Annotated in this window: 21 protein-coding genes; 8 read left to right on the forward strand and 13 right to left on the reverse strand. The window is 46.3% G+C overall.

Annotation, left to right across the window (positions count from 1 at the left end; all coding sequences use genetic code 11):
- Position 1 precedes the first annotated feature (1 nt).
- Together FS628_RS14350 and FS628_RS14355 are read right to left on the reverse strand one after the other, a co-directional pair.
- Positions 2–1,696, reverse strand: a complete 1,695-nt coding sequence (locus tag FS628_RS14350; RefSeq protein ID WP_145322861.1) for a DNA repair helicase XPB — start codon at positions 1,694–1,696, stop codon at positions 2–4.
- Positions 1,697–1,824: 128 nt separating this feature from the next.
- Positions 1,825–2,994: a M20 family metallopeptidase gene (locus tag FS628_RS14355; protein WP_145322863.1), complete on the reverse strand. Its 1,170-nt coding sequence runs from the start codon at positions 2,992–2,994 to the stop codon at positions 1,825–1,827.
- Between the two features lie 210 nt (positions 2,995–3,204).
- On the opposite strand from FS628_RS14355, the gene FS628_RS14360 reads away from it, so the two are divergent.
- Both FS628_RS14360 and ftsW read left to right on the forward strand, forming a co-directional pair.
- Positions 3,205–3,552, forward strand: coding sequence for a YugN family protein (locus tag FS628_RS14360; RefSeq protein WP_145322865.1), 348 nt, complete (start codon positions 3,205–3,207; stop codon positions 3,550–3,552).
- A gap of 13 nt (positions 3,553–3,565) precedes the next feature.
- Positions 3,566–4,855, forward strand: coding sequence for a putative lipid II flippase FtsW (gene ftsW, locus FS628_RS14365; protein WP_145322867.1), 1,290 nt, complete (start codon positions 3,566–3,568; stop codon positions 4,853–4,855).
- Between the two features lie 174 nt (positions 4,856–5,029).
- On the opposite strand, the gene FS628_RS14370 is transcribed toward ftsW, so the two are convergent.
- Entirely contained in the window at positions 5,030–5,392 is a 363-nt protein-coding gene (locus FS628_RS14370; protein ID WP_017687428.1) for an Asp23/Gls24 family envelope stress response protein, read from the reverse strand.
- A 182-nt stretch (positions 5,393–5,574) separates the two neighbouring features.
- Here FS628_RS14370 and cax point away from each other — a divergent pair, with 182 nt between their 5' ends.
- Positions 5,575–6,645, forward strand: coding sequence for a calcium/proton exchanger (gene cax / locus FS628_RS14375; RefSeq protein ID WP_074095776.1), 1,071 nt, complete (start codon positions 5,575–5,577; stop codon positions 6,643–6,645).
- A 195-nt stretch (positions 6,646–6,840) separates the two neighbouring features.
- Here the strand turns inward: cax and FS628_RS14380 are convergent, their stop codons facing one another.
- From FS628_RS14380 to FS628_RS14400, 5 genes are all read right to left on the reverse strand, one after another.
- A complete protein-coding gene (locus tag FS628_RS14380; RefSeq protein ID WP_017687426.1) occupies positions 6,841–7,134 on the reverse strand; it encodes a YlaN family protein in 294 nt (97 codons plus the stop codon).
- 224 nt (positions 7,135–7,358) lie between these two features.
- Positions 7,359–7,604: an HPr family phosphocarrier protein gene (locus FS628_RS14385; protein WP_145322869.1), complete on the reverse strand. Its 246-nt coding sequence runs from the start codon at positions 7,602–7,604 to the stop codon at positions 7,359–7,361.
- Positions 7,605–7,699: 95 nt separating this feature from the next.
- Positions 7,700–8,815 carry an aminopeptidase gene (locus FS628_RS14390; protein WP_076328038.1) on the reverse strand — a complete coding sequence of 372 codons (1,116 nt, stop codon included), beginning with the start codon at positions 8,813–8,815 and terminating at the stop codon, positions 7,700–7,702.
- Between the two features lie 110 nt (positions 8,816–8,925).
- Positions 8,926–9,822: a hypothetical protein gene (locus FS628_RS14395; RefSeq protein WP_145322871.1), complete on the reverse strand. Its 897-nt coding sequence runs from the start codon at positions 9,820–9,822 to the stop codon at positions 8,926–8,928.
- A gap of 102 nt (positions 9,823–9,924) precedes the next feature.
- On the reverse strand, positions 9,925–11,916 hold the full coding sequence (locus tag FS628_RS14400; protein ID WP_145322873.1) for a sensor domain-containing diguanylate cyclase: 1,992 nt from the start codon (positions 11,914–11,916) through the stop codon (positions 9,925–9,927).
- Between the two features lie 465 nt (positions 11,917–12,381).
- Here FS628_RS14400 and rpsD point away from each other — a divergent pair, with 465 nt between their 5' ends.
- The 3 genes from rpsD (at position 12,382) to FS628_RS14415 (ending at position 18,603) form a co-directional block, all read left to right on the forward strand.
- Positions 12,382–12,981 carry a 30S ribosomal protein S4 gene (rpsD, locus tag FS628_RS14405; protein ID WP_062835377.1) on the forward strand — a complete coding sequence of 200 codons (600 nt, stop codon included), beginning with the start codon at positions 12,382–12,384 and terminating at the stop codon, positions 12,979–12,981.
- A 187-nt stretch (positions 12,982–13,168) separates the two neighbouring features.
- Complete coding sequence (locus FS628_RS14410) at positions 13,169–15,274, forward strand: methyl-accepting chemotaxis protein (protein WP_145322875.1); 2,106 nt, start codon at positions 13,169–13,171, stop codon at positions 15,272–15,274.
- A gap of 230 nt (positions 15,275–15,504) precedes the next feature.
- The gene (locus FS628_RS14415) at positions 15,505–18,603 is read left to right on the forward strand and encodes a transglycosylase domain-containing protein (RefSeq protein WP_145322877.1); all 3,099 of its coding nucleotides are present in this window, start codon (positions 15,505–15,507) and stop codon (positions 18,601–18,603) included.
- 243 nt (positions 18,604–18,846) lie between these two features.
- Here FS628_RS14415 and acsA read toward each other — a convergent pair whose 3' ends face one another.
- Positions 18,847–20,571 (reverse strand): acetate--CoA ligase, encoded by a 1,725-nt coding sequence (gene acsA / locus FS628_RS14420; protein ID WP_145322879.1) that lies wholly within the window; start codon positions 20,569–20,571, stop codon positions 18,847–18,849.
- 494 nt (positions 20,572–21,065) lie between these two features.
- Between acsA and FS628_RS14425 the strand changes: the two genes are divergently transcribed.
- Positions 21,066–21,698 carry a GNAT family N-acetyltransferase gene (locus FS628_RS14425; RefSeq protein WP_145322881.1) on the forward strand — a complete coding sequence of 211 codons (633 nt, stop codon included), beginning with the start codon at positions 21,066–21,068 and terminating at the stop codon, positions 21,696–21,698.
- Positions 21,699–21,831: 133 nt separating this feature from the next.
- On the opposite strand, the gene FS628_RS14430 is transcribed toward FS628_RS14425, so the two are convergent.
- The 4 genes from FS628_RS14430 to FS628_RS14445 form a co-directional block, all read right to left on the reverse strand.
- Complete coding sequence (locus FS628_RS14430) at positions 21,832–22,527, reverse strand: 5'-methylthioadenosine/adenosylhomocysteine nucleosidase (RefSeq protein WP_145322883.1); 696 nt, start codon at positions 22,525–22,527, stop codon at positions 21,832–21,834.
- A gap of 121 nt (positions 22,528–22,648) precedes the next feature.
- Positions 22,649–23,662, reverse strand: a complete 1,014-nt coding sequence (gene ccpA / locus FS628_RS14435; protein ID WP_062835383.1) for a catabolite control protein A — start codon at positions 23,660–23,662, stop codon at positions 22,649–22,651.
- A gap of 92 nt (positions 23,663–23,754) precedes the next feature.
- Positions 23,755–24,102, reverse strand: a complete 348-nt coding sequence (gene ytxJ, locus FS628_RS14440) for a bacillithiol system redox-active protein YtxJ (RefSeq protein ID WP_145322885.1) — start codon at positions 24,100–24,102, stop codon at positions 23,755–23,757.
- A 122-nt stretch (positions 24,103–24,224) separates the two neighbouring features.
- Positions 24,225–24,638, reverse strand: a complete 414-nt coding sequence (locus FS628_RS14445) for a hypothetical protein (RefSeq protein WP_145322887.1) — start codon at positions 24,636–24,638, stop codon at positions 24,225–24,227.
- Between the two features lie 276 nt (positions 24,639–24,914).
- Here FS628_RS14445 and FS628_RS14450 point away from each other — a divergent pair, with 276 nt between their 5' ends.
- The gene (locus FS628_RS14450) at positions 24,915–25,439 is read left to right on the forward strand and encodes a type 1 glutamine amidotransferase domain-containing protein (RefSeq protein WP_145322888.1); all 525 of its coding nucleotides are present in this window, start codon (positions 24,915–24,917) and stop codon (positions 25,437–25,439) included.
- The last annotated feature ends 93 nt before the right edge of the window (positions 25,440–25,532 follow it).

The following is a 25,532-nucleotide window of genomic DNA, read 5'->3' on the forward strand; positions in this document are numbered from 1 at the left end:
CCTATTCCGTTTCATGAACGATGTCATACTCATATCCCTGCTCTACCAAGAACATCTGACGGTTTAATGCAAAATCCTGTTCCTTACTATCTTCTGAAACTAGCGCATAGAAGTAAGCTTTGTTTTCTCCTGTTTTCGGTCTCAGGATTCGTCCCAACCGCTGTGCTTCTTCCTGCCTTGAACCGAAGCTACCGGATATTTCAAGCGCAACAGCAGCATCTGGCAGATCCACGGCAAAATTGGCCACCTTGGACACAACAATCGTTTTAATCTCTCCACACCGAAATGCTTCAAACCATTTGATTCGCTCTTGCTGTGACATTGTGCCAGAGATCAGAGGTGCTTCAATTTCCCGGGCAATCAACTCTAGTTGGTCCAGATATTGTCCAATCACTAGCGCAGGCAAATCTCGATGACGTTCCAGCAAACGCTTGACTACACGTACCTTTGCCGGATTCTCGGCAGCCAATCGAAATTGGTGCTTCACCTCGGCTTGAAGATAATTCGATCTTAGTTCCGAGGAGAACGGGATGCGTATCTCCTGACATTGTACATTGGCAATCCACCCTTGCTGCTCCAGTTTTTTCCACGGCATATCATAGAGCTTCGGACCAATCAGCGAAAATACATCCTCTTCACAGCCATCCTCTCGAACCAACGTTGCCGTTAATCCCAGCCTTCGAGTAGCTTGAATATCTGCAGTTGCACGAAACACCGGCGCTGGCAGTAAATGCACTTCATCATAAATGATTAGCCCCCATTGTCTCTCGCTGAGCAATTTGATATGGGTAAAATCAGCATCCTTTGATTTCCGGTGTGTAAGAATCTGATATGTAGCTACAGTCACAGGTTTCACTTGTTTCTTCTGACCTGAATACTCACCAATCTGTTCACTGGTAATCGTTGTTTTGTCTTGAATCTCCTGAATCCATTGTCGCACAGACGTCGTATTGGACGTCAAAATAAGGCATTCACATTGAAGCCGTTCCAGAACGGCCATGCCAATGACCGTTTTGCCTGCCCCGCAGGGTAGCACAAGCAAGCCACTTCCTCCCATGCCTTCACTGCCTTCAAATGCATCCACGGCCTCTTTTTGATAGGAACGCAACGCGAAGTGCTCTGAGTTGTCCTCTGAATCATTGGTTCGCCATCCAAATGTAAGCTTGGTGCCCTCCCGATAACCCACGTAATCTAGCACCGGGTAACCCAGTCTGGTTAATTCCCTTTTTAATAATCCTCGCTGTTCCCCAGAAAGCATAAGCTCATGTGCGTCCGTGCGTTCCATGCGAAAGGCAGCTATCGTTTTCAATCCACTTAACTCATCCAGCAGCCGTTCATCCTCACTGTAAAGGCGCATTCTGGCGTGGTCTGCTTGGGAATGCAGCTTTAATTTGCCGTACTGATCCATAATCCTGCAGACATCCTGTATGAGTGCAGCAGGCACGTTCCAACGGGATACCAACTCCAGACTTGCGATGACCTGATCTGCATTCCATCCCAGTGCAGCCGCATTCCAGAGCGATAACGGAGTGATTCGATAGGTATGAAATGCTGCCGGTGTCTTGACCAGTTCTGAATACTTCCCAAGCTGCTCTCTCGCTCTGTCGAATCCGGGGTGGCCGACTTCCAGCAAAACCGTAAAATCCCGTTGAACGATACACGCATCCGTTCTTTCCGTATGTTCTGTTCCTCCCATTCAAGCCTTCCTCCTATCAAAAAAAGTCCAGTTCCGGCAGCTTCCGAAAATGAACCGCTATAAAAATCCACAAAAAAAGCATCCTGCCCATACCTTGGTATGAACAGGATGCCCAACTGGCTATAAAGTCATTCGGCTGTGTAACCCTTGGCCATGGCGATAAACAATCTCACGGCTGTCTGCATCGCGTCTTCATCAAAATCAAACATCGGATGATGATGCGGATAGATCGCATTTTTATCCGGGTTGCCTGCACCAACAAACATAAAGCACCCTGGAACCTTCTGAAGGTAATATGCGAAATCTTCCGCTGGCATCAGCATCGGGGACGCTTGAACACGTTCTGCTCCAAATACTTCGGTTGCTTCCCTGAAGAAACGCGCTGTTTCCTCTTCATCATTCACCACAGGCGGGTATCCCATAATATATTTCACTTGAGTCTCCGCACCATACGCTGCCCCTGTCTGGGCTACCATGGTAAGTACTCGCTCTTTCATTGCATTTCGTGTCTCTTCATCGAACGTTCGCACTGTGCCGCTCATTTTGCACTGCTCTGCAATCACGTTTTGAGCGGAGCCAGCCTGCATTGTACCAATAGTCAGCACTGCTGGTTGCAATGGATCAACCGAACGGCTGACAACCGTCTGAAGCTGCATCACAAGCGCAGAACCCGCGATAAGACTGTCGATGGTGGATTGCGGCATCCCGCCATGTCCGCCTTTGCCTTTGATCTCAATGTAAAAGTCGTCTGCAGCCGCCATCATCGGCCCTGCTTTACTGGCAACAACACCTACAGGCAGCGGGGTCCACAGATGAATGCCGTATATGACATCCACACCTTCAAGCGCCCCATCCGCAATGACCTGGACTGCACCGCCCGGAAGCAGTTCTTCTGCCGGCTGGAACAAAAACCGAATTTCGCCTCGGATCTCCTGCTTGTGACGGCTGAAATACAATGCCGTACCCAGCAAGATCGAGATATGACCATCGTGGCCGCATGCATGCATCGCTCCTGCTTGTTGTGACGCATATTCTATATCCTTTTCATCCTGAATCGGCAGTGCATCCATATCGGCCCGCAGCATGACGACAGGCCCCGGCTTGTCCCCACGAATTGTACCGATGACCCCGTGACCGCCAACATGACGCCTCACTTCAACGCCAAAGCTCTCCAACATATCCGCTACAAAAGAGGATGTCTTCTCCTCATGAAAGGAAATCTCAGGATTGCGATGAAGGTGACGCCGCCATTCCACCATGTGGATCTGCAGATCTTCCCACCATATATTATTAGTCATATCTCTCCACCCTTTCAATCTTGAACGGGACTTGAATCAAGCCCGAACCTTCCTCTTCAAACCTATTGCTGTATATTGTAGCAGAATTGGAAGAAAACCGATACGAAACACCCCTGGAAAGCTTGCACGGGAAGGGGAAACATACTATCATGAACTAGAGAAATGCACGAGAAATTACACTCGGAAGCTTATGAGGAGGATCAAACGCTTATGATTTTTGAGAATACAGGCTTGGATGGCTTGAAGAGCGACTTGGCATACCTGGATGAGAGCGCCGAGAAAGTCGGATTTGTCCGGTGGCAATGGGAATATTACCGTGCTACATATGACTACAAAATTGAAGATGAACAAACCAAATCAGAATACTTTGTACGCATCAATACCCGCGCAGTGGAAGGCAAATTGGAAAAACCGGATACCATTCTTGCTGTTGAAGCCGTTTATCTTGGCAAAGCCACCTTCCCTCACGGTCTGGATTATGACTCTTCCGTTCCGCAGCCAGTCGTGAAGCTGGCAGCCGAAAAATTACAGCAGCTTAAAGAACTGCTGGAAGCATAGGCTGGGCCAAACGATGAAACAACAAACGGCCCAAACGAAAACGAAGAGAGGCACGCCGGATTTTCAACTGCTAATCCTCACTTTATTGTTGGTGGGCTTCGGACTGGTGATGGTATTCAGCTCCAGTTCCAGCATTGCAATCGCAAACGAAAGATTTAACAATGATGCCCTTTACTTCACGAAAAAACAACTTATGTGGGCGATTATCGGTCTATTTGGCATGTTTTTCGCCATGAATATCCGCTTCAATAAGTACAAAAAGCTCTATGCACCATTTTTTCTGTTCACTACGGTACTGCTTCTCATTGTGTTGGTTGCAGGCAAGAAGGTAAACGGTGCCCGAAGCTGGATTGAAATTGTCGGTTTCAGTCTCCAACCTGCAGAGTTCGCCAAAATTGCGATCATTCTCTATCTCTCTGCGCTTATCACCAAAAAAGGCGAGAAATTCAGAGTTTTCAAGACAGGGTATTTCCCCGTCTTGTTCATCGTTGGTTTCATCGCAGGACTGATCATGCTGCAACCAGACTTCGGTACTACCTTCATCCTGGTGTCCACCTGTGGTCTCTTGATCTATGCCGGTGGCGCCAGTATGAAACATATCCTGGGTTCGATTCTCCTGGTCGTACTCGGCGGAGCACTGGCTTTCGGAGCAAACTCCCTGTTTTCTTCCATGTCTCCTTCAGACACGACGACCGCTGCAACAGCAGTCACTGCGGAGCAGAACTACAAGATTGGACGTATTCAGGCTTTCCTGGATCCATTATCCGACATTAATGGCGGAAGTCTTAACCTCTACCGTTCCCTTGTTGCCATTGGAGATGGCGGCATGACAGGTTCCGGGATTGGACAAGGTACGATGAAGCTGCACTATTTGCCAAATGCGTACAATGACTTTATCTTCTCTGTGATCGGGGAAGAACTCGGATTCCTCGGAAGTACCTTATTCCTTCTGGTTTATCTGTACTTTATCTGGCGAGGAATCATTGTTTCTCTCCGCTGTCCGGATCCATTCGGAACATTGGTCGGCATCGGAATTATGGGACTCATCGCAATACAGGCATTCATTAATATCGGCGGCGTAACTCAGACCATTCCGGTAACGGGGGTCACACTTCCGTTTATCAGTTATGGGGGTACCTCACTCTTTGTGATGATGGTTGCCATGGGCATTCTGCTCAGTATCTCTCGCACCAATAATCTGGACGTGATCAAGGAAGAGAAAACCAAGTCCGTGACTGTACAGACACAGACTCGCACCTCTCCTGCTCTTCGTTCACGGGAGTCCATCCGACGGATTCGATAAACGGGACTGTTCCTACAGAAACGGAGCTCAAGCCCATTCAATTGAAAAGCAAAACAAAAAGGCTGTGCACCTGATTGGATGCACAGCCTTTTTGCGTGTACTGGGTATACTCTGTCTATCAAGATGAAGAACAAAGCCAGTCTGCCTCTGTACTCCATTGCGGATTGCGAAATTTTACAGATCGTCGCCTTTGAAAGATACGCCTTCTACCTTAACATTGACTTCAACCACGCGTAATCCGGTCATGGTCTCTACCGCTTCTCTTACATTCTGCTGAAGCATACGGGAAACTTCATGAATCGGGGTTTCGTACAGGACAATGATGCGCAGGTCAATGGCTGCTTCCAGCTGGCCGACCTCAACGCTCACGCCTTTCTGTACGTTTTTACCGCTGAGTCGCTTCGCCCAGCCCTCTGACAATCCTCCAGACATTGCGGCAATTCCGGGCGTTTCCATTGCAGCCATTCCGGCAATTTTCGCAACCACGTCATCGGCAATCCGGATGTTTCCGCTCTCCAGTTGAAGTTGTTCTGCCATGCCACATCCTCCTTCACTTCGTTACTCGTATTTTAAATCCTTTCCACCCCAAAAAGCAAATTAAACTCAAAAAGATGCGTTTACAACCTACCACCATTTGGTTATATTGAAATATGAAAATAATCTCATAAGGTTTTAGATTGCAATTCAAAACAAAATATTTTATAACCGAGGTGTTTGTTGTGAGAAACCGGATTTCATCCATTTTGCTGATTGCTTTCTTTGCACTCAGTGCCATCGCCCACTACATGAAATGGGATTCGATTCTACAGTTCGTGATATCAGCCATTTCGGTTATTTTTGTGGCCGGTTTTTTAGGTAAAGCCACCGAAAATGTGGCCCACTATGCCGGACAGCGGCTAGGTGGATTCTTGAATGCGACTTTCGGCAATGCAGCCGAATTGATCATCGCCATTTTCCTCGTCAAAGAGGGACTGTTCGACATGGTCAAAGCAAGTCTGACAGGCTCCATCATTGGAAACCTGCTGTTAGTGCTCGGGTTAAGTATTTTTGCCGGAGGACTCAAGTTCAAAATCCAGAATTATAATGTCTCACTTGCAGGTCTGAATGGTTCCCTGATGATTGTCGCCATCATTGCCCTGTTTATTCCGGCAGTCTTTCTCAATACACATTCCATTACACAGAAAGACACCAATACACTTAGTCTCATCGTGGCCGGGTTGCTCATTCTCGCGTATATCGCCTGGTTACTATTCTCCATGGTGACGCACAAGAACTACCTTGCGGACGTCACTGAGGATCGTGATGAAGAGCTACCGCATGAGCATGCTCCGGCATGGTCCAAGAAAAAATCAATTCTCTACCTGGTGCTCGCAACGGTCATGGTTGCCTTCGTCAGTGAATGGCTGGTCGGGACACTCGAAGTATTCACTTCGGAATTTGGACTTAGTGAGCTGTTTGTCGGTGCATTCCTTGTCGCCATCATCGGTAATGCAGCGGAACACAGTGCAGCCATCATGCTTGCCATGAAAAATAAAATCGGAGCAGCCGTCGAGATTGCCGTCGGAAGCAGCTTGCAGATTGCGCTCTTTGTTGCCCCTGTGCTGATTTTTGTCAGCTACTTCACAGGTAGAACCATGGATATCGTATTTACAACGATTGAGCTGGTCGCCATCGGCGTATCCGTATTTATTGCAAAGTCCATCACCCAAGATGGTTCAACGAATTGGTATGAAGGGCTACTCCTGCTCGTGGTATATATCATACTCGGTGTATCCTTCTTCCTGGTGTAACCCGTTCAAGTCATCACCAAGCCATCTTTTTTTAAAATAAACAAGCTACAAGAGGCAGCTCGAATATCTATGTCGAGCTGTTTCTTTGCTTATATACGTCTTCTGGGTGACTTACTTCACAGTCCCGTTCGGACGTACAAAAAAAGCATGCATAAACGCCTGCATGCCTTCTATTCTGACCCGCGCAATTGCAGGCTATTGCTCATTCTTTTTGTTCAAGGCTTCATATAAAATTGCCAAATTCCGCTCAAGCGCGCTAACCAGCTGCTTACCTGCACCTTCTGGAAGGAGCCCTGCACGAACAGCAAAGTCAACTTCCTTGGAGAACCCATACATCTGTGTATCCAATACTTCCTCATAGAGAGGGCAGTAGCGGGTAGCCAGATTCTCCATCTGTACTTCAATAAGCTTCTGTATTTTATCTGCATCTTCTTGAAGAAGACTGATCGCTTTCAAATTCAGCTGGTCCTGCAGATCAGATGAAGTCATGCATTTTTCCCCCCTATGTCCCAAAAATCGCGTAAAGACGTTCTACCTCTAATATTAGACGAAATGAAGAGCTAATACAAGAACCTGACCAAAATAAGCCCACAAAGTGAAGCCTTCTATTTCAGCTTATTCCCGCTGTTCCAGGGATGTCCAGAACAGTATTCAAGTCATGCAATGCCAAAAAACACCCCTGCCAAAAACGCAGAGGTGCTTCTTGAGAGCTATTACTCAGATGCCATGCTTACATTCAGTCCATGCTTAGCAAACACTTCTGACATGGCTGCTTTCGCTTCAACTGCATCTGGACCATGAACATGCAGTTCATAGCTGTGCGTGCTGATCAGCGTTGTAAACAATCCGAGAATGCTTTTCACATCGATATACTTGTTCTCCGAATGAAGCACGATTGAAGAAGTAAACTTGCCTGCTGTTTGAGCAATTTCTACTACAGCCGCGTTATTACTCGACATAGGAATCCCTCCGTCTTTTTACTTTGGTATCATCTATTAATTACCACTACATGATACCGTGAATCCGCTTTCCTAGCAACAGCAAAATCCTGCTCTTACTTCAAACGGTCCGGATTGAGGCATTCCAGCTCAGGAATAACAAAGATACCGTCTTTACGAATCAACACATCATCAAAATAAATCTCTCCGCCACCATAATCCGGACGCTGGATCAACACCAGATCCCAGTGGATGGACGAGCGATTGCCATTGTCCGTTTCTTCATAAGCCTGACCCGGCGTAAAGTGCAGGCTGCCTGCGATTTTCTCATCAAACAGAATGTCCTTCATGGGGTGCAGGATATGCGGGTTGAATCCAATCGCGAACTCACCGATATGACGGGCACCCTCATCCGAATTCAGGATTTCATTCAAGCGCTCTGTATCGTTGCTTGTCGCTTCGACGATTTTGCCATCCTTGAATGTGAACTTGATATTTTCAAAAGTAACTCCATTGTACAGGGTTGGCGAGTTATAACTAATCGTTCCGTTCACGGAGTTACGTACAGGGGCACTGTACACTTCGCCATCCGGAATATTCTTTTGGCCAGAGCATTTCTCTGCACCGATATCTTTAATGGAGAAACTCAGTTCTGTTCCTGGTCCCGTGATGCGAACTTTGTCCGTCCGTTTCATCAGGTTAGCCAGTGAGTCCTGTGCTTTGTCCATTTTGGCATAGTCCAGGTTACATACGTCGAAGTAGAAATCTTCAAACGCTTCTGTACTTGTATTCGCGAGTTGCGCCATACTTGCGTTAGGGTAACGAAGTACAACCCATTTCGTATGTTTGACACGCTGTTCACTATGTACCGGGTGGGAGTACAAGGAATTGTACATTTTCATTTTTTCTTCCGGCACATCGGACAGATCATTCACATTTTCTCCCGCACGAATGCCGATATAACAATCCATCTGTTTCATACGGTTCAGATCAATTTCTGCCCACGTTTTCATCATTTCTTCTGTCGCATTTTTCAGCATAGCGCGCTGTACGGTCTTATCCGTCAACTGTACAAAGACGTTACCGCCTTTTTTGCCTACTTCTTCAATGATCGCGTTAATCAGATCACGTTCCGATCCAATCATCTCAACCAATACATTTTCACCAGGCTGTACATCTACAGAATAGCCTACCAGGTTTGCTGCAAGCTTTTGAATTCTAGGGTCTTTCATCTTGGTAAAATCCTCCTGTCATCTGCCATACTTGAATTGAACAACGGTAAATTACGATACTATTGTAGCACGCGAACAGTCATCCCGTCAGCAGGCAGTCCTTCACTTCATTATTGATATGACTTGAAGTTTACATCCGTGACAAGGGCTTCTTTATTGTTTTTATGGTTATTGTCCGTGTAACTTACCTGGCTTTCAGAGGATAAGCGAAGAGGCAGACTGCTCTTCCGATCAACTGTGAGGTGATATACCGTCTGCACGCTGGCTTGTTTCATCATCTGTTGCATCGTTGTTTCACCCTGTTCCCATACTTTCTCCAGATCCTTCTCAAGCTTCTCCTTACGCGCTCCTTTCACCGTAGCTGCCTTATGCATATATTCTGACCGGATGGCGTTCATCTCGTCGTTTAGCTGGGCTACAGCCCATGCTTTGGCGTCTTCCGGTGCAAGTTCAATCCGTAATGTTCTGGTTCGACGACCGGACCCATACTCGGATTGAATCGTTTTGTGCATCCCATCAATCTTCTCCAATTGAGCAATTGGATTAAAGCGGGACAGAGAACCACGCAGCGGCTCATGCTGCGCTGACAATGCCATCCATTGCCCTTGTTTCCGTTCAAAAGAGGCACTAAAACCACGAGGCTGTCCGTTATTGTTTACAGCAGTCGTATGAATGCCCGTGCCCACAGCGGTTACCTCTCCAGGCAATCGGGTCTGCAGGGTAAGACGATCATGATTCTCCAGCTTCCCTTCAAATTTGAACTGATTCTCGAACAGTCCACTGTTCTCCCGTCGCAGTCCAGCTTCTCCTTCAAAACTTAACGTTTCTTTACCAGCTATCCCGGATAAAGCCAGGGAAAAAACTTCTTCAGGCGTTTGATCACGCTGGATTAATCCACAACCCGGAACGCCAGTAATCACGATAATCACGAGTAACCATAAAGTACGTACCGACCGGCGGTTAAGCATGTTCATATCCATCTTCACCTTTCCGTCAACTTTCTCCATAGATTGCCCTGCCCGTATTTGCTTATACTTCCTTCTATAAACGACTTGATCTCCAATACATAAAAAAAGAGAGAACGACTCCGCAATCGGAATAGTCCTCTCTTAACGTGTTACTTCCTGTTCTTCTACAACGATTCTGTTCCGACCGCCATTCTTGGCGCTGTACAAAGCCATGTCAGCCCGATAAAACAAGGACTCCACACTAACCTTCTCATCCATCCAATTCCACTCGGCGATGCCACTGGATACCGTGACAAGAGGTCTGGTTTCCTCCGCGACTCTCCTTCGAATCACTTCCGCGTACTCTAACGCCTGATGGACACTTACCTGCGGCATATAGATGGCCAGTTCTTCTCCACCCCATCTGGCGCAGATGTCTTCAGGGCGAACAGAACTGGTAACTATTTCACTTACTTGCTTCAGCACTTGATCGCCCGTCTGGTGTCCGAATGTATCATTGACCTGCTTGAACTGATCAATATCCACCACAATGAGCGAGCCACAGAATTCGTGAGCCTGACGCTCGTGAATTACACTATCCAGGTAATGCCTGACGTACAACCCTGTCAGCATATCCAGATTAGCCAAACGCCGAACCTCGGCATGTAGCGTGGCATTCGACAGGGCAAGTCCGATATGAATGGACAGCATCTGCAAGAGCCGATAATTATCATATGAAAAATATTGCTCTCTACTGTGTCCCAACAAAATGGCACCCTTCACTTCACCATTGACTCTGATCGGTGATGCAATCAATGACATGGAGCCGGTATCTTCCATGAAAAAGGACGACACTTTATCATATTGCGCATAATTGGATATAATAAGTGGTTCCTCTGTTCGATACAGCAAGCCTGCGATACCGTAGTCTACAGAAAATGATTGGTGAAAAACATCTTTTACATTAGACGACATGACTTCAAAGTCATTCGTACTATCATTGAGTTGAAGAATGCAACACGTTTCAGCCTGAAATATTTCCTTTAACTCTTGCTCGCATAATTGATAGATCTCCGAAAGATGCAGGCTTTTGTTCAAGCGCTGGGTAAGATCATTAATCAAACGAAGCTCCTGAATCAACATATTGGATTGTTCGTGCAACTTGGCGTTTTCAAAAGCCGTGCCTGCGGTGTCTACCATCATCGTAATCAATTGTAGATCTGATTCTTCCATGATCTCCTCATTCATTTCGATATGGAACACACCGTATATGCCTTGTTTTCCTTTCAGAGGAAGACCCACTTCTATGATGCGATTCTCTCCAACATCTGAGCGAGAAATGATCCGTTTGCCTTCCATAAATGAACGCACACATATATCTTCCCCACGTTCGTGTACCAGCAACGGTTTAATCCGAGGATTAAAGTTGCTCTGATCCTGAGACATATAGAGTTTGATATACGTAGCTGGGTACAAATAGTCCATACTGTCAAATACTTCATCCAATATGGCGTCGACATCCATTTTGTCATGCATTCGCTGAACAATCTGAAAGAGGATAGACCTCCGGTGTTCTTCACGCGCTGTTTGTTCATGAGCATGTAACAGGTCCGTCATAAATATGTATTCAAATCTTCGGTAAAAGCAGGTGCGGTAATGCAATGCCTCAGATCGAACCACAGCTTCAGACGTTTCATATCGATTGGATTCATAGATTACAGCAGTGAATACGGCAAACATATCCTTGTTTGTTCTAGAGAACAAAGGATGTGTTATTAGAAGATATTCTCCGCGTTCGCTTGTTCCTCTGAAGGACAGGACCTGTCTTTTATCGATACATTCCAATACAAGACTTCGTATATCCACGCCCGAATCAACTTCGTGATTGCTGTCGTACCCTATGCAATTACCATCCGTGTTCCATACGCTGTACAATGTTGATGTTCTGGTCAGCCCTGAATCTACTTTGGAGTTCCAGTCACGGTAAGCCTGCTCGAGCAAGCTGCCCAAATATGAAAAATCAAAAGGTGTGATATCCATTTTTTGCATCCACAACACATGCTCTTCATGAGGATGAGGAGCGGCAAAAGATGCGGAATCGCCCGAACTTCGTGAATTCAAGCTGGCAGGTAAACTTCTTAGATGTTCTAACATGTCAGGCGCTCCTTTGCACCGTTTTTGCATCCATCCGGATGCATTAATCTGCACACGTTATCGCAAACCTGCAAATTCGTTGCGATAACCTTGTTACATAAAGATGATTTAAAGTTAAGATACAATCTATTTTACTCTGTTTAAAGCTTTTTTGCATCCATATTTCAGAAAATTGTCCCATTATTTTAGGCCCAATGACCTATCGACAAATTTAGACGTTTTTTTGCTTTTATTCTACGCTTGACTTTGCTTCTCTTAAACTGTAATATAAATTGTTGATGAAGACTACTAATGGGTCTTTAAATTTGGGCATTACCGGTTGTGTCACCCTCATTCTTTTTGTTGCTTTCAGGACAGCGGCTGAACTTTCCTGATCGTTCTATGCGAGGCCAAGCCCGCATCAACAAATTGGAGCGCAAACAGAGCCCTATTATGAACTTTAACTAAAAAGGAGCTACTTTAAACATGGCACGTTACACTGGTCCTAAATTTAAATTGAGCCGTCGCCTCGGCATTTCCCTGAGCGGAACAGGCAAAGAATTGAAACGTCCTTTCCCTCCAGGTCAGCACGGAGCTAACCAACGCAGAAAAATGAGCAACTACGGTATGCAATTGCAAGAAAAACAAAAATTGCGCCACATGTACGGTTTGGGCGAGAAGCAATTCCGCACACTGTTCTCTAAAGCTCAAAAAATGCAAGGTATCGCCGGCGAAAACTTCATGTTCTTGCTTGAGTGCCGCCTTGACAACCTCGTTTACCGCCTTGGGTTTGCTAACTCCCGCGCTGGAGCGCGTCAGTTGGTAGCACACGGTCACGTAACTGTAAACGGCAAAAAAGTCGATATCGCTTCTTACCAAGTAAGCACTGGCGATGTAATCGGCTTGCGTGAGAAGAGCCGCGCTCTTTCTTCCGTTAAGGAAGCTTTGGAAGGCCGTTCGCATCTTCCAGCATACGTTGAATACAACGAAGCAGCTGTAGAAGGTAAATTCATCCGCTTGCCTGAGCGTGCTGAATTGTCCCAAGACATCGATGAAAAACAAATCGTCGAGTTCTACAACCGTTAATCGTTGCAATCACATTAAAGTTTCAATCCAAACAGCTGTCGAGATTTTCTCGGCAGCTGTTTTTCTATGCATTTTTCTATTTATCTTCATTATAAGACCTTAAATAACGATATAAAGTATAGACTCCCTTTTGGAGAAGCACACATCATTATAGTCATCACAAGAGTGACATCGAGGGGGATTAAACATGCATTTTTTTCGCAATCGCAAGCTTGCTGTTAAGCTTGGACTTTTACTCGGAATCGTGCTACTTTGCTGTATTGGAGCCCTGATTGCATTTAACACAAAATCCATTTACGACAAAAGCCTGCAGTATGGTGAAACCGTTGCTGGACAAGCGGCAAACCAGGCTACGAATGAATTCATGACTGACATTAATCAAGTCAAAAACACATTGGACACCATGAGTACCACTTTATTGGATGCCGCTCAGAACGGGTCTCTCAACCGCGAAGAAATCGTTAGACTCCTTGAACAATATCTGAAAAAGGATGAGAAAGTTTTTGGCTTTTATACGGGCTGGGAACCGAATGCCTTTGATGGAAACGATGCGGATCATGTGAATAAAAATGAATATGATGATGCTACGGGCCGATTCGTTCCATACGTTATACGTGATGGCAACTCCCTGCATTTTGAGCCGATGCCTACTTATGAGGGAAACGATGAAACCAGTACATATTATCAGCAGCCGAAGAAAACCAAATCCATCTATTGGTCCGAGCCAGTTACCTATACGGTTGGCGGAAAAGAAACACTGCTCGTTTCGATTGTCCTCCCTCTATTAGATGAAAACAAAACTTTCTTAGGCATTGTCGGAGCCGACTTTACCATTGATCGTTTTCAGCAAAATATAGCTTCGCTAAATCCGGATCAGGGTTATGCCATGCTGATTACTAGCGAAGGGCAGATTGCTGCACATGGCTCCAAACCGGAACTAGCCAATGAAGGTGCCGTAATTCCATCTGAGATGAAGACGGTCATTCAACGTATCCAGTCTGGCGAATCCCAGTTTTACGCTACGGACCCTGAAGTAAGTGAAGAACTATTTATTGCCGAGCCCGCCAGGTTACAAGGAACGGATTCGAACTGGTACCTTGTCTCCGCTCTGCCAAAAAGCCATATCCTTCAACCCTTCTATGACAGCCTGAACTGGTCCATACTGATAGCCGCGCTGGCTGTGCTTCTGCTTGCAGGCGTAGTCACCTACACCATCATCTCCATTGTGAAACAGTTGAATCAAGTCAATATCGTCGCTGGACAGCTGGCTGGCGGAGATTTGACACAAAAGTTACCCGTACGATCCAAAGATGAATTCGGTGTCATGGCCGGTCATATGAATCAGATGATGGATACATTGCGTCATACGATATCCGTTATATCCGAACATGCCTTATCCGTGGGCTCTACCTCTCAACAATTAACCGCCGGAGCCGAAGAAACAGGTAAAGCCGCAGAACTGATAGCATTAACAGGAGTCGAAGTTGCAGAAAAAGCAGGTAGACAGGTGCAGGAACTCCAAGAGTCCTCCCGTTCCATGAATGAAATATCTGTAGGGATCGGAAGAATTGCAAAGGCTGCCTCCGATGTATCCGATTCATCACGAGCTGTGGCTGAACGAACAACCGTTGGAACCGATAAGATTCAATCGGCCATGCGTATGGTCGATAGCGCGACTTCTTCTGTGCAGACGTCCATGACCGCACTGGAGAATTTCCGGCAACGTTCTGTAGAGATTGGTCATATTACAGGCATGATCACAGAAGTTAGCCGTCAAACCAATCTGCTTGCGCTTAATGCTTCCATTGAAGCATCACGAGCGGGTGAGCACGGGCGAGGGTTTGGTGTTGTTGCAACCGAGATTCGTAATCTGGCTGAACAATCCAGAATATCAGCAGCGCAGATTGCAGAGTTAATTCATAGCGTTCAGCAAGAGGTTCTTTCTCTCGTTGAAAATATGGAACATGGGAATTCCGAAGTTAGTCATATTGCGGAAGTGATTAATGAAAGTGGTGAACTCTTCCTCTCCATCTCATCACAGATTTCAGAGGTCAATGAGCAGATTGAGCATGTCTCAGCTATTGCGCAGCAGATGTCAGCAGGATCACAGCAGGTTGATGCCACCTTGGTGCAACTCAAAACCATTGGTCATGAGACAGCAGATCACGCAACTCGTGTTGCATCTGCCTCTGAGGAACAACTCGCATCTATGGAAGAGATTACAGCAGCATCTGCATCGCTGGCTAATCTAACCCAAGAACTTTTAGAACTGATTCAACGCTTCAGAACCTGATGTAGAAAAACTCTAATGCGACACATCATTCAGGCCACCCTATGCACCTCAGCATGGAGGTGGCCTGCTTATTTTTGGCTTACAACTCATGAAATGTGCTTCAATATCGCATGATATATAGCATAATCCATGGCAGAATGGCAAATTTCGACCATTACTTGTATTTCTCAGGCATGCAAACCCGCCTTTTTATGCTATAATAAGTGCTGTTAAAAGGAGGAAGACACTGAATGGTTGATGTTAATAAGAAAAAGCCCGATGAACAGCCTGCACGCAAGCGCAGCTTTGCCCGCAGACTGGGAAGTTTCGTCAAATGGATGGTTGTCCTTGGATTTATGGGGGCACTATTTGCAGGCGGTGCTTTGATGGGATACGTCAGTTCCATTGTGAAAGACGAGCCTGTCCGTTCAAGGGCCCTGATTGAACAAAAAGTCAGCGAAAACTCCATCACAGGCTTTGCTTACTTTGCCGACGGCAGTCCGATCGGTCAATTACGTACGGAAGAAGACAGGCGTCCGGTCACTACGGACCAGATCCCACAAAAGGTTATTGATGCTGTCATTTCGATTGAAGACAATCATTTTTACGAACATAAAGGTGTAGACATGAGCGGAACGCTCCGTGCCGTGAAACAAAAAGTGCTGAAAGAATCAGTACAAACCGGCGGTAGTACACTGACTCAGCAATTAGCGCGTCGTGTATTTCTAAATCTGGATCGTACGGAAGATCGGAAAGTGAAAGAAATCTTGCTTTCACTCCGACTTGAACGTTTCCTGACCAAAGACGAGATCATGACAGCCTATTTGAACAAGGTTCCTTTTGGTAATGGTTCCAGCGGATACAACGTTTACGGAATTAAGGCGGCTGCCAAAGGACTGTTCAACATTAATGATCTTGAAAAAGTCAATATTGCTCAGGCTGCCTATCTTGCTGGATTGCCACAACTACCCTCCTCTTACTCTGCCTTTAACGGTAAAGGCGATTTTGTAGAGGAAAATTTTGACCGCGCAATCAATCGTCAACATCTGGTATTACGCCGTATGCTTGAGCTGGGCAAAATCAATCAATCCCAGTACGATGAAGCACTTGCATTTGATATCAAAAGTTCACTCGCTCCGAAGACCATCAAGGCTTACAATACTTATCCATATCTTATGATGGAAACGGAACGACAAGCTGCACAGATTTTGATGAAACAATTGAATTCAGACACAGCTGAATCCGGCAGTGAAGCTACAGATGAAGAAACACCTCAAAAGGAAAGCAGTGAACTATTGGAAGAAGCCCAGACGCAATTGCGTACAGGCGGATATCGCATCTATACAACCATCAACAAAAGCATATACAAAACGATGCGTACTATTGCCGAAGATGACAGCAATTTCTCAGCAGATGATCCTGTCAAAGGAAAAGAACAAACTGCTGCCATGCTGATTAATCACAAAACCGGTGCTATTCTAGGTATGATTGAGGGTCGGGATTTCCAGGACGAACAGATGAATTATGCAACACAGATGGTGCGTCAGCCAGGTTCAACGATGAAACCTATTGCAGCCTATCTGCCAGCTCTGGATGCAGGTCTTGTCCAACCCGCTTCTATTATTGATGACTCACCGATCATCCTCAAAAATGGTCCGAGCGGCTACCACATTGCCAAGAATGCCAACAACCGCTATCAGGGACTGGTCACTGCCCGCAGAGCACTGAATTATTCTCTGAATATACCGGCTCTGAAGTTGTTTAATGAAGAAGTAGGGATCGAGAAGGCTTGGACCTTCGCCAAGAAACTGGGGATTACCACCATTCAGAAGCAAGACTATCAGGCTCAGACAGGTGTTCTCGGAGGTCTCCAATACGGTGTAACCGTTGAAGAACTGACCAGTGCCTATGGTGCCATCGCCAATAATGGTGTGTATAACGATTCTTACATGATTAGCAAAATTGTAGATTCCAAAGGAAACATCGTCTATAAACACGATACTGAACCTGTGCAAGCCTTCTCGGAGCAGACAGCATACCTGATGACCGATATGCTGCGGACCGTTATTACGGAAGGTACGGCAGATAAAGTACGGGAGAATTACAAATATTCCAAGAGTGTGCCGATCGTAGGTAAAACGGGTTCCACTCAAAACTATGCGGATGTTTGGTTTGAAGGCTACACACCAGATGTCACACTTGGCGTGTGGGTTGGATACAAACAGCCAGTGAATACACTGGAAAGCAAATCACAGAGAAAACGTGCGCAGCAACTGTGGTCGAAAATCCTGAATGAAGTGATCGATACGCAAAAAGATCTGTTCGTCACGGATTCGTTCAAAAAACCATCTGGTATTGAAACGCGGACGGTATCGGCCTACAGTGGCAAATTACCAACATCACTGACTGACAAATTTGTTACGGATATCTTCAACAGCAAATTCGTTCCTAAGGATAGCGATGACGGTGTTGCCAAAGCCAAGTACATTACTTTCAATGGTGTAAACTATATTCCGCGTGATGGAACACCTTCGGACATGTTGAAAGAAAAAACGGTAATCAAGCGTAAAAAACCAATCTCGGATCTCATCAAAGAATTGCAAAATGCATTCTCACGTATGAGTCGACATGAATCACTGGCTTATTACCTCCCTGAAGATGCAGATGCAGACATGCCAACACAGATTGATCCAAGAACAGATAACGGCAAAGCTCCTGATGCACCAGGTAACGTAAGAATCTCGACCTCGGGCGACCGAGCTGTAATTACATTCAATGCCACACCTGAAAATGATGTCGTGGGGTATCGTCTGTACCGGTCTGTAAACGGTGGAGGATTCCAGAACCAGGGTCAGGTTGTCCTGACGGGTGAATCCAGATCATTCTCGGCATATGCCGCGCAAGGTGGCAGCTTCGCCTTCTATGTGACCGCAGTGGATGTTGCAGGCAGAGAGTCTGCTCCAAGCGCTACAGTCAATAGCACGGGAAGTGTAGTCCCTCCTGTGGAAGAAGAGATCAATGAGCCGATTGAAGTTCCGGGTACAGTCATCACTCCGGGAGAAACGCAGAACGATAATGCCACAACGACAGCCCCAGGCACACCTGGTCAAGTCAGCGTATCTGCTCTCACTCAAGGACTGCGCATTCAATGGGCGTCCAATCCGAACACGGATAGTTATTCTGTATATTACAGTGAAACAGGCTCAGCTCCTTATACCAAAATTGGAACAACGTCGGGAACTACCATGGATTATGGAGTGCCTGCGTCTACCAGTGGATGGTTCAAGGTATCTGCCAGCAACAGCGCGGGTGAATCCGAGCCTTCTGCAGCCGTACATTTTCAACCCTGATTCAACTTAGCGATCCACAAAAAGCCGCATCCTCAGACCTTATCTGATGGTGCGGCTTTTTCATTTGCTTGTGCAGCAAAAAGCCCACTTCATGCCGTGGGCATAAAGCAGGCTTCTACAACCGATTTTAATATAGAGTATCGCCGTGTTGGGATTCGTTTAGTAATGACTTCTTCCCTGGATCATAAGAGTCCAAATCGACATCGCCTTCAACACTTATGATCCAATTTTGGCACTGGTTCGTTAGTCTTCAATGGTAGATAGATCTCCTGCTGGCAGATCAAGCTCCCAGGCCTTCAGTACACGGCGCATGATCTTGCCGGAACGAGTCTTAGGCAGTTTATCCTTGAACTCAATCTCACGCGGAGCAGCGTGGGCAGACAGGCCCTCTTTGACAAAACGATAAATCTCTTCTTTTAGCTCCGGGGTCGCCTCATATCCTTCACGAAGCGCTACAAAGGCCTTGATGATCTCCCCACGTGTCACATCCGGCTTGCCGATTACACCCGCCTCCGCTACCGCAGGATGCTCCACGAGCTTGCTCTCCACCTCAAAGGGCCCGATTCGTTCTCCTGACGAATTAATCACATCATCAATCCGTCCCTGGAACCAGAAATACCCTTCTTCATCCATATAAGCAGAGTCCCCGGATACATACCAGCCCGTAAGCCTGAAATACTCCTCGTATTTTGCAGGGTTATTCCAGATCTTCGCCATCATGGATGGCCAAGGTGTGCGTATGGCCAGATTGCCCATACTGTACGGCGGCAATTCCTGCCCCCGATCATCAATAATGGCTGCCTCAATTCCAGGCAATGGACGTCCCATGGAGCCAGGCTTGATCGGCATTCCGGGATAGTTACAGATCAGCTGTGCACCTGTTTCGGTCATCCACCATGTATCATGAATTCGCTGACCATAGGCTTTCCATCCCCAACGAACGACCTCCGGATTGAGCGGTTCACCAACAGACATTACGTGACGCAGACTGCTCAGATCATGCTGGGCAATGGTCTCTTCCCCCGCTCCCATCAGCATACGGAAGGCCGTTGGTGCACTATACCAGATGGTGACTTTGTTCTTCTGGATGGTATTGTACCAATCTTGAGGACTGAAACGACCCCCACGTATCACATTGGTCACTCCATTGAGCCACGGAGCAAAGATCCCATAAGAGGTACCTGTCACCCAACCAGGGTCAGCTGTGCACCAGTACACGTCATCCTCACGTAAATCCAGCACAACCTTACCTGTATAATAGTGTTGAATCATGGCATTCTGAACATGGTACACCCCTTTGGGTTTACCCGTGGAGCCTGAGGTATAGTGAATAAGCAAACCATCCTCACGATTCAGCCATTCCACTTCCATCTCGTCCGAAGCGGCAGACATCTCTGCATCAAAATCAATGAGTCCTTCTTCCGTCTGTGCGCCGCCACCCACAATAAATATATGTTTGAGTTCGGGTAATTCGGAACGTTTGATTCGCCCCAATAATTCCGGGGTCGTGACGAGTGCTACAGCTCCGCTATCCTCCAACCGATCCTTCACTGCCGTTTCCATAAACGCTTCAAACAAAGGCCCCACGATGGCTCCAGCCTTCAATATACCCAGAAGACTAAAATACAGCTCCGGACTGCGCGGCATAAAAATAAACACACGCTCCCCTTTGGCTATGCCATATTTGCGGAGAACATTCCCGAACCGACTCGACTGTTCACTTAGATCAGCAAAAGTATAGGCCTCTTCGCGCGAAGCATCACTATACAATAAAGCGGTTGTTCCGCCCCTTCCTTCCAGGACATGACGGTCAATCGCTTCATGCGCCATATTCACTTTTCCGCTGGCGTGCCACGTAAAGTGCCTTTCCACCGATTCCCAATCGAACCGGCTTCTCGCCTCCGTGTAATCGCCCAGGTTAGATTCGGACACAACCGTTTGCAGCATCTCACCATGTGCTTGACTCATGCTTGCCAGCCTCCTTCAACTCGACATTTCGATTCCCGTTGTGGGTTAATTCTCATTGCCTTTGTGTTGACTGAACTTCCAGTTAGCGCTTACATTAGTAGAGAGAACATCTCATCATGTACTTGCTCGGCCAAACAGATGTTATCCATACTGTGTTGAATTGTGAACATTTTTTGTCTAAGCAATTATAGCAAATCTTTTCAATCGTCGTCTATGGCTTTTCAATTTTTTGGATTTTTGCTATAAATACGTGTTCAAAAGGATCGGTTTTCAGTATCAAGAAGATGGGATGAAGCTAGAAATGGAGTAGCGGAGCGTAGGGAAAACTACGTGAGCAACTAAAATGTTTCCTTTGGAAACATACTTCGTAAGCCTCCCGCTTATTTCGGCTGAATGACATATTCGTTGCTGATGATGCCACTAGGCATCCTTCGTAATCAAAAACGTTCTTTTTGAACAACCTCAATAAGTAGGGGGAGAGAGGAGCATGAACCATGGAACATATCAAGGAACATCACATGCGTTCCATCTTCAAGTCCGGCCATCGAATTACGATTGAAGGCCCCGTGCAGGCCAAGGAGATCACCAATCTTGCCTTTCATTCCGATCTGGATGCCTTTCGGCGCCCAGCTGAGCAGCAGGAAGCATTGGCCGAGATTGCAGCATTGCCAGAAGGACGAATCATCATCGCACACGAAAATGAAACGATTATCGGCTATGTAACTTTTCACTATGCGGATGAATGCGAACGCTGGTCCGAGGGCAACATGACTGATCTGATTGAACTTGGGGCAATCGAGGTTGCGGACGACTACCGCTCGCTTGGCGTTGGCCGTGAAATGTTGCTCACAGCTTTGGATGATAAACACATGGAGAACTATATTATTTTCACCACCGAATATTATTGGCATTGGGATCTGAAGGGTAGCGGACTAAACGTATGGGATTATCGCAAAATGATGGAGAGACTGATGCAGACGATCGATATGACCTGGTATGCAACGGATGATCCCGAAATCTGTTCACATCCAGCGAACTGTTTGATGGTGCGAATCGGAAGTCAGGTGCCCATAACATCGGAAGAACAGTTTGATCGTGTACGCTTCCGCCATCGCTTCATGTATTGATTGAAGGAACCTTTTGAAGACCGATATACATAAAAAACCGCTTCTCGCAGCGTTGCTCCATACTTCCTGGAACAGCTGATCGATGGGCGGTTTTCGTTCATAACGGATTGCCTCACAGTCCAAGCCTATGCCGTTACATATTCTCGAGCATGTGCTCCACAATGCGGTGTGAACGCTGCGAAGATTCCACGGTGAATTCAGCAAAGTTAACATGTGCCGAACCATCCGCTTTATCTGACATGCCACGCAGGACAACAAATGGTACACGATTCATGTAACAGACCTGAGCAACTGCAGCCCCTTCCATCTCCGCACATGCACCGTCCATTTCAGTATATAACATGTTAACTGTATCTTTATTCGCGATAAATTGGTCTCCCGATAACACCTTACCGATCAGATAATTGGCTCCCTGCGCTTTACACGCTTCTTCAGCCAGTGCAATAAGCGAAGCCTCAGCCGGGAAAGCAGATGTCTCCTGGTAAGGAATAACCCCGCGCTCAAACCCCAGTGGCGTTACATCCATGTCGTGCTGTACACATACGGACGAAATAACCATATCCCCAATGTTCAGCTCCGGGTTAACCGCACCCGCAACACCGGTGAAGATAATACGATCAACCTGAAACCGATCAATCAAGATCTGCGTTGTAACTGCTGCGTTTACTTTACCTACACCGGATTTACACACGACAATTTGCTTGCCAAGCCACTCGCCTGCAACGTAAGTAATCCCGGTTTGTTTGACCGTCTCAAGCTGTTTCATACCTGCCAGCAAAAGTTCTACTTCCTCGTCCATTGCTCCGATAATACCGATCGTTTCACGCATCTTCGGATACCCCCTGTTTCATTTTAATCTCATTCAGCACAAAAGCTCCGTCTCCGGAGCTTTCGCATATCCATTATGTAGAGAGAATAGCTTCTCCCTTTCTTTCTATATAACATTCCGATTAAACTACATCTGCGTGACTTACTGACAGACGAAGAATCGTTTCATGCGGCAAAATAACCCGTGGGTTCTCTACATTTTCCTTCTTCATCAGCTTCGTCAGCAAACGCATCGCTACTGCGCCAAGGTCGTACATCGGCTGAGCCACTGTCGTCAACTGAGGACGCACCATGGAAGCCATACGAATGTTATCCACACTAATAATGGAGAAATCATCCGGTACTTTCAGGCCTTCATCCTGAATACTGTGAATGGCACCAATCGCCATTTCATCTGTTGCAGCAAAGATTGCCGAAGGCTTTTTCTTCAATCCGAGGAAATATTTCATTGCTTCCACACCGGATTCATAACGATAGTTACCGATCCGAACCAGGTCCTCCTGGTATTCCATGCCTGCTGCTTCCAGTGCTTTCTTGTAACCTTGGAAACGCGCATAACCATTCGCAGGATCTTGCAGTGTACCACTGATCATCGCGATTTCCTTGTGTCCATGACGAATCAAGGTGTTTACTGCGTCAAACGCAGCCGCCTCATGGTCAATATCCACAGAAGGGAATGTTCCCTTCTCATCACTCGTTGCACAAAGTACGATCGGCACAGCCGCAGACTGGAATGCCTGAATGTGTTCGTCCGTTACTGTTCCGCCCATGAAGAGCAGTCCATCTACTTGTTTTTCGAGCAAGGTATTAATAACACGAATTTCTTTTTCTTTCTTCTTATCCGCATTACACAAAATAATATTGTAGTGATACATATTCGCAATATCTTCAATTCCGCGGGCAATCTCCGCGAAGGTTGAGTTCGAAATATCCGGAATAACGACCCCGACCGTGGTTGTCTTCTTGCTTGCCAGACCTCTGGCTACCGCATTCGGACGATATCCCAACCGTTCGATGGCTTCATATACTTTTTTCCGCGTTTGCGGTTTGACATTAGGGTTATTATTAACTACCCGTGATACCGTTGCCATAGACACTCCAGCTTCACGTGCCACATCATAAATGGTTACCGTCACAGTACTTCTCTCCATTACCAGTAAATTTTCATACCATTTTCATTAAGATTTATATTACGACAAATTTTTGCATTAATCAATTAAAATAGGCTTTAGGACTCACTCAAAACATTCGTAAGAGTAGTGCTAGTAATATCTGAATGGGAAGTATGCCATACAGGAATCCCCTTTTTGATCAGTATCGCCTGTGGAGATTCGTGCTTAACACCCAGCTTTTCTGCTGCTTCATTGGATACCGGGCGATCTTCCACGACATAAATGATGCCATATTTCACTTGTTCATTGGGATTGTTATGCAAATAATCGTTCATCTCCTGATAAGCGTTCGAGCTGATCGGACAGCGTGTGCTGTGCTTAAACAGAAGCAAGGGTTGATCCTTGGTAGCCTCCACCGCGGAGTTTAGCTGTTCAATACTTGTCATTTTAGTCATGTCAGCCATTAGATATACATCCCCCTTTACCAGGAATACCGCTATGTTGAGCGTTTTCACTCTTCGATATCTTAACAAAAAGTGCGAGAAAAAGCCAATTTTCATGAAAACAAGCATTTTACACGTCATAATTAGACAGCATTCGAGAAATACTCCTGCCACACAAATCCGGATAATTGACTTAATCTGCGCTCCGTGGTCTCAATCCACGCTGCATCTCCAGACTTCGTTGCGTAACCCATAATGTCCAACAGCAGATTAACACGCTCCTCCACCGCTTGCTGCATGCGATATTCCATCTCCCGATCGGTCGCATCAGGCCATGCCAACAGTTGCTCATGAAACAAGTCTGCCAGTTCATTGCGTTCACCAAAAGATACGTCCTGCTTCACGGGTTGTTCGCCCAGTGTGCTTATGCATTCTGTCAAATCCGGCTTGACCGGCTGAAGCACTTCGTATGATACACAGTCTGTACACGCAAATACAGGTACGTTTCGAATTTCCACCTTTTTAGCGTATACTACTGTTCTTAATTCCAATTCCATAACATGTCCACATCTGCACGACTTGCGCACAACCATCACCTCATTCGTTCTATACTCTTATATAAGTACCATTCGACCTATTTCGGCTCAAATCCTGCTGTAATTGAGAGGTTGCACAAATTACCACTCACACCAGATCAAGGTTGTCGAATGCAGGCCGTCATTGACTTGTAATCGCTTCCTTAAAAGTGAATATGCACTTCCATGAAGTCCTGCGGAGAATCTGTTACAATTAAAGACGCGACATCCCTAATCACCGCAAAAGGAGAGATGAATATGAGATTAACCGGTAAGAAAGTCATCGCTCTGGTCGATGAAGAATTCGAGGATCTGGAATTGTGGTACCCTGTGCATCGTGTACGCGAAGAAGGTGCAGAGGTACATCTGGCTGGAGAGAAAAAAGGGAAAACCTATATTGGCAAATATGGCGTCCCGGCTGAAGCTGAATACAGCTTTGATGAACTCGACAGTTCACACTATGATGGAATTCTCGTACCAGGCGGCTGGGCACCGGACAAGCTGCGACGTTATCCCAAAGTACTCGAACTTGTAAAGGAAATGAATGCAGACCGGAAACCGATCGGACAGATCTGTCATGCAGGTTGGGTCCTGATCTCCGCCAAAATTCTGGACGGGGTTACGGTAACCTCTACACCAGGTATTCGGGATGACATGGAAAATGCAGGTGCCATCTGGAAAGATGAACCGGTTGTTGTCGATGGACATATCATCTCAGCGCGTCGTCCACCTGACCTTCCGCCTTACGGTAAGGCATTTTGCGATGCACTCGCTGACAAATAAAAATAACCCCATTGTGCTGATTTCATGCACAGTGGGGTTATTTTGCTAACACAAGTTTACCGATAAATAATTATCACAAATGTAAATATATTA

It is taken from the genome of Paenibacillus xylanexedens (genome assembly GCF_007676705.1).
In the GTDB taxonomy this organism is placed as follows: Bacteria; Bacillota; Bacilli; order Paenibacillales; family Paenibacillaceae; genus Paenibacillus; species Paenibacillus xylanexedens_C.

Excerpts from the sequence above, each read along its gene's own strand:
- FS628_RS14350 (WP_145322861.1), bottom strand. The coding sequence starts at position 1,696 with ATGGGAGGAACAGAACATACGGAAAGAACGGATGCGTGTATCGTTCAA.
- FS628_RS14355 (WP_145322863.1), bottom strand. The coding sequence starts at position 2,994 with ATGACTAATAATATATGGTGGGAAGATCTGCAGATCCACATGGTGGAA.
- FS628_RS14360 (WP_145322865.1), top strand. The coding sequence starts at position 3,205 with ATGATTTTTGAGAATACAGGCTTGGATGGCTTGAAGAGCGACTTGGCA.
- ftsW (WP_145322867.1), top strand. The coding sequence starts at position 3,566 with ATGAAACAACAAACGGCCCAAACGAAAACGAAGAGAGGCACGCCGGAT.
- FS628_RS14370 (WP_017687428.1), bottom strand. The coding sequence starts at position 5,392 with ATGGCAGAACAACTTCAACTGGAGAGCGGAAACATCCGGATTGCCGAT.
- FS628_RS14380 (WP_017687426.1), bottom strand. The coding sequence starts at position 7,134 with ATGACTTCATCTGATCTGCAGGACCAGCTGAATTTGAAAGCGATCAGT.
- FS628_RS14385 (WP_145322869.1), bottom strand. The coding sequence starts at position 7,604 with ATGTCGAGTAATAACGCGGCTGTAGTAGAAATTGCTCAAACAGCAGGC.
- FS628_RS14390 (WP_076328038.1), bottom strand. The coding sequence starts at position 8,815 with ATGAAAGACCCTAGAATTCAAAAGCTTGCAGCAAACCTGGTAGGCTAT.
- FS628_RS14395 (WP_145322871.1), bottom strand. The coding sequence starts at position 9,822 with ATGGAGAAAGTTGACGGAAAGGTGAAGATGGATATGAACATGCTTAAC.
- FS628_RS14400 (WP_145322873.1), bottom strand. The coding sequence starts at position 11,916 with ATGTTAGAACATCTAAGAAGTTTACCTGCCAGCTTGAATTCACGAAGT.
- rpsD (WP_062835377.1), top strand. The coding sequence starts at position 12,382 with ATGGCACGTTACACTGGTCCTAAATTTAAATTGAGCCGTCGCCTCGGC.
- FS628_RS14410 (WP_145322875.1), top strand. The coding sequence starts at position 13,169 with ATGCATTTTTTTCGCAATCGCAAGCTTGCTGTTAAGCTTGGACTTTTA.
- FS628_RS14415 (WP_145322877.1), top strand. The coding sequence starts at position 15,505 with ATGGTTGATGTTAATAAGAAAAAGCCCGATGAACAGCCTGCACGCAAG.
- acsA (WP_145322879.1), bottom strand. The coding sequence starts at position 20,571 with ATGAGTCAAGCACATGGTGAGATGCTGCAAACGGTTGTGTCCGAATCT.
- FS628_RS14425 (WP_145322881.1), top strand. The coding sequence starts at position 21,066 with ATGGAACATATCAAGGAACATCACATGCGTTCCATCTTCAAGTCCGGC.
- FS628_RS14430 (WP_145322883.1), bottom strand. The coding sequence starts at position 22,527 with ATGCGTGAAACGATCGGTATTATCGGAGCAATGGACGAGGAAGTAGAA.
- ytxJ (WP_145322885.1), bottom strand. The coding sequence starts at position 24,102 with ATGGCTGACATGACTAAAATGACAAGTATTGAACAGCTAAACTCCGCG.
- FS628_RS14445 (WP_145322887.1), bottom strand. The coding sequence starts at position 24,638 with ATGGAATTGGAATTAAGAACAGTAGTATACGCTAAAAAGGTGGAAATT.
- FS628_RS14450 (WP_145322888.1), top strand. The coding sequence starts at position 24,915 with ATGAGATTAACCGGTAAGAAAGTCATCGCTCTGGTCGATGAAGAATTC.